The organism is Solibacillus sp. GQ1, from assembly GCF_059758555.1.
In genome coordinates this window covers 39093-54440 of the sequence record NZ_JCAXEX010000005.1, presented here as the reverse complement: position 1 = coordinate 54440, position 15348 = coordinate 39093, and the positions used below count along the sequence as shown (strand labels likewise).

11 protein-coding genes and 1 other annotated feature are annotated in these 15348 nt (G+C 40.1%); all 11 genes read left to right on the top strand.

The window, feature by feature from the left end:
- Window positions 1–10: 10 nt before the first annotated feature.
- The 11 genes from rplA (at window position 11) to tuf (ending at window position 15271) form a co-directional block, all read left to right on the top strand.
- Window positions 11–709 (top strand): 50S ribosomal protein L1, encoded by a 699-nt coding sequence (gene rplA / locus AC6CH1_RS16645; protein WP_251690890.1) that lies wholly within the window; start codon window positions 11–13, stop codon window positions 707–709.
- 73 nt (window positions 710–782) lie between these two features.
- Window positions 783–929 (top strand) — a sequence feature (ribosomal protein L10 leader region).
- A gap of 32 nt (window positions 930–961) precedes the next feature.
- Window positions 962–1462 carry a 50S ribosomal protein L10 gene (rplJ, locus tag AC6CH1_RS16640; RefSeq protein ID WP_008406995.1) on the top strand — a complete coding sequence of 167 codons (501 nt, stop codon included), beginning with the start codon at window positions 962–964 and terminating at the stop codon, window positions 1460–1462.
- Window positions 1463–1534: 72 nt separating this feature from the next.
- The gene (rplL, locus tag AC6CH1_RS16635) at window positions 1535–1897 is read left to right on the top strand and encodes a 50S ribosomal protein L7/L12 (protein ID WP_079523499.1); all 363 of its coding nucleotides are present in this window, start codon (window positions 1535–1537) and stop codon (window positions 1895–1897) included.
- 193 nt (window positions 1898–2090) lie between these two features.
- Window positions 2091–2693: a class I SAM-dependent methyltransferase gene (locus AC6CH1_RS16630; protein ID WP_251690888.1), complete on the top strand. Its 603-nt coding sequence runs from the start codon at window positions 2091–2093 to the stop codon at window positions 2691–2693.
- 243 nt (window positions 2694–2936) lie between these two features.
- The gene (rpoB, locus tag AC6CH1_RS16625) at window positions 2937–6491 is read left to right on the top strand and encodes a DNA-directed RNA polymerase subunit beta (protein ID WP_251690886.1); all 3555 of its coding nucleotides are present in this window, start codon (window positions 2937–2939) and stop codon (window positions 6489–6491) included.
- Between the two features lie 147 nt (window positions 6492–6638).
- Window positions 6639–10319 carry a DNA-directed RNA polymerase subunit beta' gene (gene rpoC / locus AC6CH1_RS16620; RefSeq protein WP_285848953.1) on the top strand — a complete coding sequence of 1227 codons (3681 nt, stop codon included), beginning with the start codon at window positions 6639–6641 and terminating at the stop codon, window positions 10317–10319.
- A 180-nt stretch (window positions 10320–10499) separates the two neighbouring features.
- The gene (locus AC6CH1_RS16615) at window positions 10500–10751 is read left to right on the top strand and encodes a ribosomal L7Ae/L30e/S12e/Gadd45 family protein (protein WP_340802834.1); all 252 of its coding nucleotides are present in this window, start codon (window positions 10500–10502) and stop codon (window positions 10749–10751) included.
- 100 nt (window positions 10752–10851) lie between these two features.
- Window positions 10852–11271, top strand: a complete 420-nt coding sequence (gene rpsL, locus AC6CH1_RS16610; protein ID WP_008406983.1) for a 30S ribosomal protein S12 — start codon at window positions 10852–10854, stop codon at window positions 11269–11271.
- Between the two features lie 41 nt (window positions 11272–11312).
- Window positions 11313–11783 (top strand): 30S ribosomal protein S7, encoded by a 471-nt coding sequence (gene rpsG / locus AC6CH1_RS16605; protein WP_008406982.1) that lies wholly within the window; start codon window positions 11313–11315, stop codon window positions 11781–11783.
- Window positions 11784–11864: 81 nt separating this feature from the next.
- Window positions 11865–13943 (top strand): elongation factor G, encoded by a 2079-nt coding sequence (gene fusA, locus AC6CH1_RS16600; protein WP_427713711.1) that lies wholly within the window; start codon window positions 11865–11867, stop codon window positions 13941–13943.
- A gap of 140 nt (window positions 13944–14083) precedes the next feature.
- Window positions 14084–15271, top strand: a complete 1188-nt coding sequence (gene tuf / locus AC6CH1_RS16595) for an elongation factor Tu (RefSeq protein WP_079523494.1) — start codon at window positions 14084–14086, stop codon at window positions 15269–15271.
- Window positions 15272–15348 lie beyond the last annotated feature (77 nt).

Below are 15348 nucleotides of genomic sequence, written 5' to 3'. Positions count from 1 at the left end.
GGAAATTATAATGGCTAAAAAAGGTAAAAAACTGCAAGAAGCAGCTAAATTAATCGACCGCGCAACTTTATACTCTGTTGAAGAAGCAGTAGCGTTAGCGCAAAAAACAAGCACTGTAAACTTTGATGCAACTGTAGAAGTAGCATTCAAATTAGGTATCGATACTCGTAAAAACGACCAACAAATCCGTGGTGCGGTAGTATTACCACACGGTACTGGTAAAACTCAACGCGTATTAGTTTTCGCTAAAGGCGATAAACTTAAAGAAGCAGAAGCTGCTGGCGCTGACTATGTAGGCGATGCAGAATACATCCAAAAAATCCAACAAGGTTGGTTTGATTTCGATGTAATCGTTGCAACTCCTGACATGATGGGTGAAGTTGGTAAATTAGGTCGTGTATTAGGTCCTAAAGGTTTAATGCCAAACCCTAAAACAGGTACAGTTACATTTGACGTAACAAAAGCAATCGAAGAAATTAAAGCTGGTAAAGTAGAATACCGTGCTGAAAAAGCTGGTATCATCCACGCGCCAATCGGTAAAGTTTCTTTCGAAACAGAAAAATTAGTAGAAAACTTCTTAGCTGTATTTGAAGTAATTCAAAAAGCTAAGCCAGCTGCCTCAAAAGGTACTTTCATGAAGTCTGTAAACCTTACAACTACAATGGGTCCTGCTGTAAAAGTTGACGCTGCTAACGTAACAGTTAAATAATTTCCGGTTTTTAAAAGCCGTAAAATAAAATTTGTTGACAACGCGCTTCTTACTTGGTAAGATGAATGCTGTTGTGAATCATCCATTTGTACCGTAGACAGTAGGGGTGCCATATGCACTTAATGATCCTACCGAGGACATAGGAGTTCGGATTCTTTTTAAGATGATGTACTTTCAGCCTCTATGTCTATTATTGATATAGAGGCTTTTCTTTGTCGGTATAAATGACTCATTCTAATAGGAGGTGTCATCATGAGCAAAGCAATCGAAACTAAAAAAGTTCAAGTTCAAGAAATCGCTGATAAATTCTCTGCTGCTGGTTCTATAGTAGTTGTAGACTACCGTGGTTTAACTGTAGCGCAAGTTACTGAATTACGTAAGCAATTACGTGAAGCAGGTGTTGAGTTCAAAGTTTACAAAAACACTTTAACTCGCCGTGCTGCTGAAGCTGCTGGTTTAGAAGGAATCAATGAATTCTTAACTGGTCCTAACGCTATCGCATTCTCTAACGAGGACGTAGTAGCTCCTGCTAAAATTATTAACGAGTTCGCTAAGAAAAACGAAGCGTTAGAAATTAAAGCTGGTATCATCGAAGGTACTGTGGCATCAGTTGAAGACGTTAAAGCTCTTGCAGAACTTCCATCTCGCGAAGGTCTATTATCAATGCTTTTATCTGTACTTCAAGCTCCAGTGCGCAACTTCGCACTTGCAACAAAAGCTGTTGCAGAACAAAAAGAAGAGCAAGGCGCTTAATAGTAGCCGCATAACTTCAAAAATCAGGCAAACTGCCTAAAACTAATAAACATTCCATAGGAGGAAATTAAAATGAACAATGAGCAAATCTTAGAAGCTATCAAAGCTATGACAGTTCTAGAATTAAACGATTTAGTAAAAGCAATCGAAGAAGAATTCGGTGTAACAGCTGCTGCTCCAGTAGCAGTAGTTGCTGGTGGTGCTGCAGGCGCTGCTGAAGAAAAAACTGAGTTTGACGTAGTATTAGCTTCTGCTGGTGGAGAAAAAATCAAAGTAATCAAAGTGGTTCGTGAAATCACTGGTTTAGGCTTAAAAGAAGCTAAAGAAGTTGTAGATAACGCTCCTAAAGCTCTTAAAGAAGGCGTTTCTAAAGATGAAGCTGAAGCTATCAAAGCTAAACTTGAAGAAGTTGGCGCTTCAGTAGAAGTTAAATAATTTCATTTTAACTTTAATTACTAGGCTCTGAGCTTAGTTTAATAAGGAAAGCTCGTCACAATTTTGCGGCGGGCTTTTCTTTATTTAACTTTTGTGGATATGAAAATATTAATTTTTTATAGTAATCCACATGAAAAGACATCATTTTGCACAAATTACCGCAAAATGTATTTTTTCTAAGGAGGCGTGTTGCATGTCTGAACATTATTATTCAAATAAGCCTCAAACTGAGAGTAAACCACGCCAATGGAAATTCACTTTATTAGGCAATACATTTACGTTTGAAACGGATACGGGTGTATTCAGTAAAAGCGAAGTAGATTTTGGTTCCCGTGTACTAATCGATGTGTTTGAAATGCCTAAAATTGATGGTGTTTTGCTTGATGTAGGTTGTGGCTATGGACCGATCGGATTATCGATTGCAAAAAACAACCCTGACCGTGAAGTTTACATGATGGATATTAATTCACGAGCAGTTAGTTTGTCTCAAAAAAATGCCCAGCTTAACGGGGTTCAAAATGTACGTATTTTTGAAAGTGATGGATTAGCCGCTGTAGAACCTGGAACGAAAGTAGCTGCTGTATTAACCAACCCTCCAATTCGTGCCGGTAAAGAAACAATCTTCAAGTTTTATGACGGTGCATATGAATTGTTAGTGGAAAATGGTGAGCTGTGGATTGTTATTCAGAAGAAGCAAGGCGCTCCATCAACTATAAGTCATTTAGAAGGAATGTTTTCAGAAGTAGATGTCGTTGAGAAGAAAAAAGGATATTGGATTATTCGTGCAAAAAAATAAGTAAGATTAGTTTCCAATATTGACTTGACAAATCGAGTATGATAACATAATAAAATGCAAAATTATTATTTTGAGGTAGTATGCCCTTTTGCATTAAATATTCAAAGTTACGGGTATACTGCTAAGAATAAGTTAAGTTTAACCGAAAATGAGGTTTAAAAAAAGTCTCGTTTTCTTTTTGTCTTTCGAAATCATACACTATTTGTATGTTTTTGCAAAGACCTATTATCGCTTTATTGAGGGGTGAATGAGTTGACAGGTCAACTAGTTCAGTACGGACAACACCGCCAGCGTAGAAGCTTTGCGCGTATTAGTGAGGTGCTGGAACTTCCGAATCTAATCGAAATCCAAACAGCATCTTATGAGTGGTTCCTTGAAGAAGGGTTGCGCGAGATGTTCCACGACATTTCTCCAATCGAAGATTTTACAGGTAATCTTTCATTAGAATTCGTCGACTATACTTTAGGAGATCCTAAGTATAATGTGGATGAATGTAAAGAGCGTGACGTTACTTATGCTGCACCATTACGTGTAAAAGTACGTTTGCACAACAAAGAAACAAACGAAGTGAAAGAGCAAGACGTCTTTATGGGTGATTTCCCATTAATGACAGAAACAGGTACGTTTATTATTAACGGTGCTGAGCGTGTTATCGTTTCACAGTTAGTTCGTTCTCCAAGTGTATACTTCCACGAAAAAACGGATAAAAACGGTAAAAAAGGCTTTGGTGCAACGGTTATTCCTAACCGTGGTGCATGGCTTGAATATGAAACAGACGCTAAAGACGTTGTATATGTACGTATCGATCGTACACGTAAATTACCGGTAACAGTACTTTTACGTGCATTAGGTTTTGGCTCGGATCAAGAAATTTTAGATATCATTGGCGACAATGAATATTTACGTAATACGTTAGAAAAAGATAATACGGAAGGTACTGAAAAGGCCCTTCTTGAAATCTATGAACGTTTACGTCCAGGTGAACCACCAACAGTTGAATCTGCGAAGAACTTATTATATTCTCGCTTCTTTGACGCAAAACGCTATGATTTAGCGAATGTTGGTCGTTACAAAATGAACAAAAAGCTTCACATCAAAAATCGTTTATTCAACCAAACGATTGCAGAAACGTTAGTGGATCCTGACACAGGAGAAATTATCGTAGAAGCAGGTACATTATTAGACCGCCGTAATTTGGATAAGTTAATTCCTTATTTAGAAAGTGGTGTTGGATTCCGTACATTAAACCAAGTTGGTGGTGTATTGGAAGATGATATTACAATTCAGTCGGTTAAAATCTTTGCACCAAATGATGAAGCACAAAAAGAAATCAATGTTATTTCAAACGCCTATGTAGATGAAGAAGTGAAAAATATTACTCCAGCCGACGTATTGGCTTCTGTATCATACTTCTTCAACTTATTATATGACGTTGGTAACACAGATGATATTGACCATTTAGGTAACCGTCGTTTACGTTCTGTTGGTGAATTACTACAAAACCAATTCCGTATCGGTTTATCTCGTATGGAGCGTGTAGTACGTGAGCGTATGTCAATTAACGACACAGCTGCAATCGTACCACAGCAATTAATCAATATCCGTCCTGTTATCGCTTCAATTAAAGAGTTCTTCGGTAGCTCTCAATTGTCTCAATTCATGGACCAAACAAACCCGTTAGCAGAGTTAACGCATAAGCGTCGTCTATCTGCATTAGGGCCTGGTGGTTTAACACGTGAGCGTGCTGGTATGGAAGTACGTGACGTTCACTACTCTCACTATGGTCGTATGTGTCCAATCGAGACTCCTGAGGGACCAAACATCGGTCTTATCAACTCGTTATCATCATTCGCAAAAGTTAACAAGTTTGGCTTCATCGAAACTCCTTACCGCCGTGTCGATCCAGAAACAGGTGCTGTAACGAGTGAGATCCATTACTTAACTGCTGACGAAGAGGATAACTATGTAGTTGCACAAGCGAACTCAATCTTAAATGAAGACGGTACTTTCGCGAATGAAGAAGTTGTTGGACGTTTCCGTGGTGACAACACTGTATTCTCTAAAGACCGCATCGACTACATGGATGTATCTCCTAAACAAGTAGTATCTGCTGCGACAGCGTGTATTCCGTTCTTAGAAAACGACGACTCAAACCGTGCGTTAATGGGAGCGAACATGCAACGTCAAGCTGTTCCATTACTATATCCAAACGCACCATTCGTTGGTACGGGTATGGAGCACGTAGATGCACGTGATTCTGGTGCTGCTGTAGTAGCGAAATTCGATGGTATTGTTGAACATGTAGAAGCACGTTCAATTCACGTACGTCGTATTGAAGTAGTAGATGGTAAAGAAGTAAAAGGCGATTTAACAAAGTATAAATTACAAAAATTCATTCGTTCTAACCAAGGTACTTCTTATAACCAACGTCCAATCGTAAAAGTTGGCGACCGTGTAAAACCTCGTGATATTTTAGCTGATGGTCCATCTATGGAAAAAGGCGAATTAGCACTTGGTCAAAACGTACTTGTTGCGTTCATGACATGGGACGGCTTCAACTACGAGGATGCTGTAATTATGAGCGAACGCCTTGTTAAAGACGATGTATATACTTCTGTTCATATTGAAGAATATGAATCAGAGTCTCGTGATACTAAGCTTGGACCTGAAGAGATCACACGTGATATTCCAAACGTGGGTGAAGATGCACTTCGTAACTTGGACGACCGCGGAATTATCCGTATCGGTGCAGAAGTTCGCGATGGTGACATTCTAGTAGGTAAAGTTACGCCTAAAGGAGTTACAGAGTTAACTGCGGAAGAGCGTTTATTACATGCTATCTTCGGTGAAAAAGCGCGTGAAGTACGTGATACTTCTCTACGTGTACCACACGGAGCTGGCGGTATCATTTTAGATGTAAAAGTATTCAACCGTGAAGACGGCGATGAATTACCACCAGGTGTAAACCAATTAGTTCGTGCTTATATTGTTCAAAAACGTAAAATCCGCGTTGGTGACAAAATGGCCGGACGTCACGGTAACAAAGGTGTAATTTCACGTATCTTACCGGAAGAGGATATGCCGTTCATGCCGGACGGAACACCAGTAGATATCATGCTTAACCCACTAGGGGTACCTTCTCGTATGAACATCGGACAAGTGCTTGAGCTACACTTAGGTATGGCTTCTCGTTACTTAGGCATTCATATGGCGTCACCAGTATTCGATGGTGCCAACGAAGCCGATGTTTGGGAAACGATGGAAGAAGCTGGTATGAACCGTGACGGTAAAACAATTCTTTATGATGGACGTTCAGGTGAGCCATTCGATAGCCGCGTTTCTGTTGGTATCATGTACATGATCAAACTAGCGCACATGGTTGACGATAAACTTCATGCACGTTCAACTGGACCTTACTCATTAGTAACGCAACAGCCGCTTGGTGGTAAAGCACAATTCGGTGGTCAGCGCTTCGGTGAGATGGAGGTTTGGGCACTTGAAGCATACGGTGCTGCTTACACGTTACAAGAGATTTTAACTGTAAAATCGGATGACGTTGTAGGTCGTGTGAAAACATACGAAGCAATCGTAAAAGGTGAAAGTGTCCCAGAACCAGGTGTTCCAGAATCATTTAAAGTATTAATTAAAGAACTTCAATCATTAGGTATGGATGTGAAGATGCTTACAATCAACGACGAGGAAGTGGAATTACGCGACCTTGACGATGAAGATGAAGTAGCTGCACCTGTCGAACGATCTAATGATAAAGAAGAAGACCCAGTAGAATCATTTGAATAACTTCAATTGAATCGGGCAGGTATATGCCCTGCCCGATTTTTCTTATATTTTAGATACAAGTTTCATTATAGCCTAATATGAAATTTTGTAAGTGTAGAGCTACATTAAAAGTCATTTACGACTTATAACTAAAGGGAGGTAGGCTCCTTGATCGATGTTAATGAATTTGAATATATGAAAATTGGTTTAGCTTCACCTGACAAGATCCGTTCTTGGTCATACGGAGAAGTAAAAAAACCAGAAACAATTAACTACCGTACATTAAAACCAGAAAAAGATGGTTTATTCTGTGAACGTATCTTTGGACCAACAAAAGACTGGGAATGTCACTGTGGTAAATATAAACGTGTACGTTATAAAGGTGTCGTTTGTGACCGTTGTGGAGTAGAAGTAACGCGTTCGAAAGTTCGCCGTGAACGTCAAGGACATATCGAACTAGCAGCACCTGTATCACATATTTGGTACTTCAAAGGTATTCCAAGCCGTATGGGTCTTATTTTAGATATGTCTCCACGTGCATTGGAAGAAGTAATTTACTTTGCTTCATATGTAGTAGTCGACCCAGGTCAAACGTCTTTAGGCTATAAAGACTTACTTTCTGAAAAAGAATACCGTGCATACCGTGAAAAGTATGGCAATGAATTCGAAGCAGCAATGGGTGCTGAAGCGATTAAACGTCTTTTAGAGAAAATTGACTTAGAAGATGAAACACAAGTTTTAAAAGAAGAGTTGAAATCTGCACAAGGCCAACGCCGTACACGTGCGATTAAACGTTTAGAAGTAGTGGAATCATTCCGTAACTCAGGCAACAAACCAGAGTGGATGATTTTAGATGTACTACCGGTAATTCCACCAGAGCTTCGTCCGATGGTGCAATTAGATGGTGGACGTTTTGCTACATCTGACTTAAATGACCTTTACCGTCGTGTTATTAACCGTAACAACCGTTTAAAACGTTTACTTGACCTTGGTGCACCAAGCATTATCGTACAAAACGAAAAACGTATGTTACAAGAAGCGGTTGACGCATTAATCGATAATGGTCGTCGTGGTCGTCCTGTAACAGGTCCTGGTAACCGTCCTTTAAAATCACTTTCACACATGCTGAAAGGGAAACAAGGTCGTTTCCGTCAAAACTTACTTGGTAAACGTGTAGACTATTCTGGTCGTTCGGTTATCGTAGTAGGTCCTAACTTAAAAATGTACCAATGTGGTCTTCCAAAAGAAATGGCAATCGAACTATTCAAACCTTTCGTAATGAAAGAATTAGTAGAACGTGGCCTTGCTCATAACATTAAGAGTGCAAAACGTAAAATTGAGCGTTTACACAACGAAGTTTGGGATGTATTAGAAGATGTAATTCGTGAGCATCCGGTATTACTTAACCGTGCACCGACATTACACCGACTTGGTATCCAAGCATTCGAGCCTACACTAGTAGAAGGCCGTGCAATTCGTCTTCACCCATTAGTATGTACAGCTTATAACGCTGACTTCGATGGTGACCAAATGGCGGTTCACGTTCCATTATCAGCTGAAGCACAAGCAGAAGCTCGCTTACTTATGTTAGCAGCACAAAACATCCTTAACCCGAAAGACGGGAAACCGGTAGTAACTCCATCTCAAGATATGGTATTAGGTAACTATTACTTAACACTTGAGCGTGAAGGTGCTCGTGGTGAAGGAGCAATATTTAATGATTCAAACGAAGTGTTAATCGCCTACCAAAACGGTCATGTACATTTACACTCTCGTATTGCGATAAAAGCAAGCTCATTAAATAACCCGACATTTACAGAAGAACAAAATAAAATGTTCTTGTTATCGACTGTAGGTAAAGTAATCTTCAATGAAATTTTACCACGCTCATTCCCTTATATTAATGAGCCTACTTCAGTCAACTTAGAGCAAAAAACACCTGAAAAATACTTCGTGAACTTAACAATTGACGAAGAGTTACTGAAAGAAATCGAAGCAACAGAAGGCTATGCTGATTTATCTGAATCAGAAAAAGTTGAAGCACAACGCCGCGCTATTTTAGCGAAACACTTCACAAATATGCCTGTTGTAGATCCTTTCCGTAAAAAATTCTTAGGAAATGTTATTGCTGAAGTATTCAAAGAGTTCCACATTACAGAAACTTCCAAGATGCTTGACCGCATGAAAAACTTAGGTTTCAAATATTCTACTCGTGCTGGTATTACAGTAGGTGTATCTGACATCGTCGTATTACCGGATAAAGGTGTAATCTTAGATGAAGCCCAAAGCAAAGTAGATAAAGTAATGATCCAGTTCCGCCGCGGTTTAATTACTGAGGAAGAGCGTTATAACCGAGTTATTAACGTATGGACAGCTGCCAAAGATGAAATTCAAGGCAAGCTGATGAAATCTTTACAAAAAACTAACCCGATCTTCATGATGTCTGACTCTGGTGCCCGTGGTAACGCATCGAACTTTACACAGTTAGCTGGTATGCGTGGTCTGATGGCCAACCCGGCTGGTCGTATTATCGAATTACCAATCAAGTCTTCATTCCGTGAAGGTTTAACAGTATTAGAGTACTTCATCTCTACACATGGTGCGCGTAAAGGTCTTGCCGATACAGCACTAAAAACTGCCGATTCAGGTTACTTAACTCGTCGTTTAGTAGACGTAGCACAAGATGTTATCGTTCGTGAAGACGACTGTGGTACTGACCGCGGTTTATTAATCGGTTCATTAATGGAAGGAAACGAATTGATCGAAGCGTTAGACGAACGTATTGTTGGTCGTTACGTGAAGAAAACAGTTCGCCATCCAGAAACAGGAGCGGTTATCGTAGAGCGTGATGGTTTAATTACACAGGATATTGCTCGCGTTATCGAAGATGCAAATATCGAAGAAATTACAATCCGTTCTGCATTTACATGTAATACAAAACACGGCGTATGTAAAAAATGTTACGGTATGAACTTAGCTACTGGTGAAGAGGTAGAAGTTGGTGAAGCAGTTGGTATTATTGCTGCACAATCTATCGGTGAGCCAGGAACACAGTTAACGATGCGTACATTCCATACAGGTGGGGTAGCCGGTAACGATATTACACAAGGTCTTCCACGTATCCAGGAAATTTTTGAGGCGCGTAACCCTAAAGGTCAAGCAGTCATTTCTGAAATTACTGGTACAGTAATCGAAATCGAAGAAATTCGTGAAGGTCTTAAAGAAGTAACGATCCAGGGTGATGTGGAAACACGTAAATACCAAGCACCTTACAATGCGCGTCTAAAAGTAGCTGAAGGCGACACAATTGTAGCGGGTCAAACATTGTCTGAAGGTTCTATCGATCCGAAGCAATTATTAAAAGTTAAAGATGTATCGACAGTTCAAGAATATTTATTAAAAGAAGTACAAAAAGTATACCGTATGCAAGGGGTAGAAATCGGAGACAAACACATCGAAGTAATGGTTCGCCAAATGCTTCGTAAAGTGCGCGTGATTGAAGCAGGTGACACAGAGCTATTACCAGGGTCACTTCTTGATATCCACCAATTCTCTGAGGCAAATGCTGAAGCCGTACTTAGCGGAAAAACTCCAGCAACTTGCCGTCCTGTCATCTTAGGTATTACAAAAGCTTCTCTTGAAACAGAATCATTCTTATCAGCTGCATCATTCCAGGAAACAACACGTGTGTTAACGGATGCTGCAATTAAAGGTAAACGTGATGAGCTTCTAGGTCTGAAGGAAAACGTAATTATCGGTAAACTAGTTCCGGCTGGTACTGGTATGCAACGTTACCGTCAAATCCGTATGGAGCAAGAAGAATCAGCAGAAGTAATTACAGCTGAATAGCAGTATATAATGAAGAGATCCCGGTAGAGACCATTCTCAGCCGGGAGATTTTCTTTGGAATTTCCTTGGATTAAATATTAACCAACATACTTTCATAAGAAATCTGTTGACAGTGTAAGTTTGGAATGATAATATATTGAAGGTTGATAGTTAACTGTCTGTACTTAGGAGGATATGAAAATGTCTTACGATCAAGTAAAACAGGCCAGTAAAACAATCATAGGTATAAAGCAAGCAGTGAAAGCAATGTATGCTGGACAAGTAACAGCTCTTTTTGTCGCAATCGATGCAGACAAATGGGTAACCGATCCGGCCATTCTTCTCGCGAAAGAAATCGGTGTACCAGTCAAATACGTCGATTCAAAGAAAGAACTTGGTAAAGCTTGCGGCATTCATGTTGGAGCTGCAGTTGTTGCGATTACTGCGATGTAGTTTTTGTGTAAAGTACACAAAGACTTTGTTTTTACCCAAAAAATGAACCACCTGGATGTGTGGTATTGAAACAAGGAAAAAATGAAGGGAGGACAAATCGATGCCTACAATTAACCAATTAGTACGTAAGCCTCGTCAATCTAAAAGCACGAAATCAAAATCTCCAGCGTTAAACAAAGGATATAACTCATTTAAAAAATCTTTAACTGACGTTAAGTCTCCTCAAAAACGCGGAGTTTGTACTCGTGTAGGTACAATGACACCACGTAAACCGAACTCGGCTTTACGTAAATACGCTCGTGTACGCTTAACTAACCAACTTGAGGTTACTGCGTATATCCCAGGTGAAGGTCACAACTTACAAGAGCACAGTGTAGTTCTTATCCGTGGCGGACGCGTAAAAGACTTAGCTGGAGTACGTTACCACATCGTTCGTGGTGCACTTGATACAGCTGGTGTTAACGGTCGTTTACAATCTCGTTCTAAATACGGTACTAAACGCCCTAAAGAAAAAAAATAATTTAAGTTTAAATATACAACGATTTGAAAGGAGGAAAACACATGCCTCGTAAAGGTCCTGTTTCCAAACGTGACGTGTTACCAGATCCACTTTATAATTCAAAACTAGTAACTCGTTTAATCAACAAAATGATGATTGATGGTAAAAGAGGTACTTCTCAAAAGATTTTATACGGAGCTTTCGAATTAGTTCAAGAGCGTTCGGGTCAAAATGCTTTAGAAGTATTTGAAGCTGCTTTAAACAACGTAATGCCTGTACTAGAAGTACGTGCTCGTCGTGTTGGTGGTTCAAACTACCAAGTACCTGTAGAAGTTCGTCCAGAACGTCGTACAACTTTAGGTTTACGTTATTTAGTAAACTACGCTCGTCTTCGTGGAGAAAAAACGATGGAAGAGCGCTTAGCTAACGAAATCTTAGATGCATCTAACAACACAGGTGCTTCAGTTAAGAAACGTGAAGATATGCACAAAATGGCAGAAGCGAACAAAGCATTCGCTCACTACCGTTGGTAATTTGATCTTTGCTCTAGCATTGCTGGGGCTAAGATTTTTACCATCTATACAGTTAACCCAATATGGAAGGAGAAATTTCCTATGAAACGCGAATTCTCTCTAGAGAATACACGTAATATTGGGATCATGGCTCACATTGATGCTGGTAAAACAACAACTACTGAGCGTATCCTTTATTACACTGGTAAGATTCACAAAATCGGTGAAACACATGATGGCGGTTCTCAAATGGACTGGATGGAGCAAGAACAAGAGCGTGGTATCACAATCACTTCTGCTGCAACAACAGCTCAATGGAATGGTCACCGTATTAACATCATCGATACTCCAGGACACGTAGACTTCACTGTTGAAGTTGAACGTTCTTTACGCGTACTTGATGGTGCTGTAACAGTATTAGATGCTCAATCTGGTGTTGAGCCTCAAACTGAAACAGTATGGCGTCAAGCTACAACATACGGAGTTCCTCGTATCGTATTCATCAACAAGATGGATAAAATGGGAGCTGACTTCCTATATTCTGTAGGTACATTACATGAGCGTTTACAAGCTAATGCTCACCCAGTGCAATTACCAATCGGTGCTGAAGACCAGTTCCGCGGAATTATCGATTTAATCGAAATGAACGCTACTTTCTACGGCAACGATGAAGGTACAGACGTAACTGTAGGAGAAATCCCTGCAGAATTCATGGATCAAGCTGAAGAGTACCGTGAGAAACTAATCGACGCTGTTGCAAGTGTTGATGAAGAACTTATGGAGAAATACTTAGAAGGCGAAGAAATTACTAAAGAAGAATTAAAAGCAGCAATCCGTAAAGCTACTATCGCGGTAGAATTCTACCCAGTACTTTGTGGTACAGCATTCAAACACAAAGGTGTTCGTAAAATGTTAGATGCTGCTGTTGATTACTTACCAGCTCCAACTGACGTAGAAGCTATTAAAGGTACTGACGTTGATGGTGAAGAAGAAATCATCCGCCATTCTTCTGATGATGAGCCGTTCTCAGCTCTAGCATTCAAAGTAATGACAGACCCATTCGTAGGTAAGTTAACATTCTTCCGTGTGTACTCAGGTACATTAGAAGCAGGTTCTTACGTACAAAACTCTTCTAAAGGTAAACGTGAGCGTGTAGGACGTATCCTGCAAATGCACGCTAACTCTCGTGAAGAGATCGCAAAAGTATACTCTGGTGACATCGCTGCTGCTGTAGGTCTTAAAGATACTACAACAGGTGATACTCTATGTGACGAGAAAAACCTTGTTATCTTAGAGTCAATGGACTTCCCAGAGCCAGTAATCTCTCTTTCTGTAGAACCAAAATCTAAAGCTGACCAAGATAAAATGGGTCAAGCTTTACAAAAACTACAAGAAGAAGATCCAACATTCCGTGCACATACTGACACTGAAACAGGTCAAACAATCATCTCTGGTATGGGTGAACTTCACCTTGATATCTTAGTTGACCGTATGAAACGTGAATTTAAAGTTGAAGCTAACGTGGGTGCTCCAATGGTATCTTACCGTGAAACATTCCGTAGCGAAGCTAAAGTTCAAGGTAAATTCTCTCGTCAATCTGGTGGTCGCGGTCAATACGGTGACGTAACGATCGAGTTCTCTCCAAACGAAGAGGGTAAAGGTTTCGAATTCGAAAACGCTATCGTTGGTGGTGTTGTACCTCGTGAATACATCCCTGCAGTAGAAGCGGGTCTACGTGACTCTCTTGACCGCGGTGTTGTTGCTGGTTACCCACTAATCGACATTAAAGCGAAATTAGTATTCGGTTCTTACCATGACGTTGACTCAAGTGAAATGGCGTTCAAAATCGCTGCATCTATGGCTTTAAAAGAAGCAGCTAAAAAATGTAACCCAGTTATCTTAGAGCCAATGATGAAAGTAGAAGTTGTAATTCCAGAAGAGTACCTTGGTGATATTATGGGTAACATTACTGCTCGTCGCGGTCGCGTAGAGGGTATGGAAGCTCGTGGTAACTCTCAAGTAGTACGTGCTATGGTTCCACTATCTGAAATGTTCGGATATGCTACAACTTTACGTTCTGCAACTCAAGGTCGCGGTGTATTCTCAATGACGTTCGATCACTATGAAGAAGTACCAAAATCAATTGCAGAAGATATCATCAAAAAAAATAAAGGTGAATAATTGAAATTTCACCTTGCATCAAGTATAAATAATTTGTAAGCTATGATTGACTGACTATAGATGGGGCCCGTTTATAGTCGGCATCTTAGAATAAATAATTTTAAAAAAAATAAAACCTATCTCTGAGGAGGCATTTTCTAATGGCTAAAGAAAAATTTGACCGTTCAAAAACGCATGCTAACGTTGGTACAATCGGACACGTTGACCATGGTAAAACAACTTTAACTGCTGCTATCGCAACAGTTCTTTCTAAAAAAATGGGTGGTGCAGCTAAATCTTACGCTGACATCGACAACGCTCCAGAAGAAAAAGAGCGCGGTATCACAATCAATACTTCTCACGTAGAGTATGAAACTGCAACTCGTCACTATGCACACGTTGACTGCCCAGGTCACGCTGACTATGTTAAAAACATGATCACTGGTGCTGCACAAATGGACGGCGGTATCTTAGTAGTATCTGCTGCTGACGGCCCAATGCCACAAACTCGTGAGCACATCTTACTTTCTAAACAAGTAGGTGTTCCTTACTTAGTAGTATTCATGAACAAATGTGATATGGTTGACGACGAAGAATTATTAGAGTTAGTAGAAATGGAAATCCGTGACTTACTATCTGAATATGACTTCCCAGGCGACGATGTTCCAGTAATCAAAGGTTCTGCATTAAAAGCTTTAGAAGGCGAAGCAGAATGGGAAGAAAAAATCGTTGAATTAATGGACGCTGTAGATTCTTACATCCCAACTCCAGAACGTCAAACTGACAAACCATTCATGATGCCAGTAGAGGACGTATTCTCTATCACTGGTCGTGGTACAGTAGCAACTGGCCGTGTTGAACGTGGTCAAGTTAAAGTTGGTGACGTTGTAGAAGTTATCGGTATCGAAGAAGAAGCTAAAACTACAACTGTAACTGGTGTAGAAATGTTCCGTAAATTATTAGATTACGCTGAAGCTGGTGACAACATCGGTGCTTTATTACGTGGTATTGCTCGTGAAGATATCCAACGTGGTCAAGTATTAGCTAAACCAGGTTCAATCACTCCACACACTAACTTCAAAGCTGAAGTTTATGTATTATCAAAAGAAGAGGGTGGACGTCATACTCCATTCTTCTCTAACTACCGTCCTCAGTTCTACTTCCGTACAACTGACGTAACTGGTATCTGCATGTTACCAGAAGGCGTAGAAATGGTTATGCCTGGCGACAACATCGAAATGACTGTTGAATTAATCGCTCCAATCGCTTTAGAAGAAGGTACTAAATTCTCTATCCGTGAGGGTGGCCGTACTGTAGGCGCTGGCGTAGTAGCATCTATCCAAAAATAATTTTAGCTAATCGCTAATTTTCTAAAAACACCTTGCAGGGACGCTTGCAAGGTGTTTTTTTTGTACCCTTTATAGCG

Bases quoted from the DNA above. Each gene is read 5' to 3' on its own strand.
- tuf (WP_079523494.1), top strand. From the start codon at position 14,084: ATGGCTAAAGAAAAATTTGACCGTTCAAAAACGCATGCTAACGTTGGT.
- rplA (WP_251690890.1), top strand. From the start codon at position 11: ATGGCTAAAAAAGGTAAAAAACTGCAAGAAGCAGCTAAATTAATCGAC.
- rpsG (WP_008406982.1), top strand. From the start codon at position 11,313: ATGCCTCGTAAAGGTCCTGTTTCCAAACGTGACGTGTTACCAGATCCA.
- fusA (WP_427713711.1), top strand. From the start codon at position 11,865: ATGAAACGCGAATTCTCTCTAGAGAATACACGTAATATTGGGATCATG.
- rpsL (WP_008406983.1), top strand. From the start codon at position 10,852: ATGCCTACAATTAACCAATTAGTACGTAAGCCTCGTCAATCTAAAAGC.
- rplL (WP_079523499.1), top strand. From the start codon at position 1,535: ATGAACAATGAGCAAATCTTAGAAGCTATCAAAGCTATGACAGTTCTA.
- AC6CH1_RS16630 (WP_251690888.1), top strand. From the start codon at position 2,091: ATGTCTGAACATTATTATTCAAATAAGCCTCAAACTGAGAGTAAACCA.
- AC6CH1_RS16615 (WP_340802834.1), top strand. From the start codon at position 10,500: ATGTCTTACGATCAAGTAAAACAGGCCAGTAAAACAATCATAGGTATA.
- rplJ (WP_008406995.1), top strand. From the start codon at position 962: ATGAGCAAAGCAATCGAAACTAAAAAAGTTCAAGTTCAAGAAATCGCT.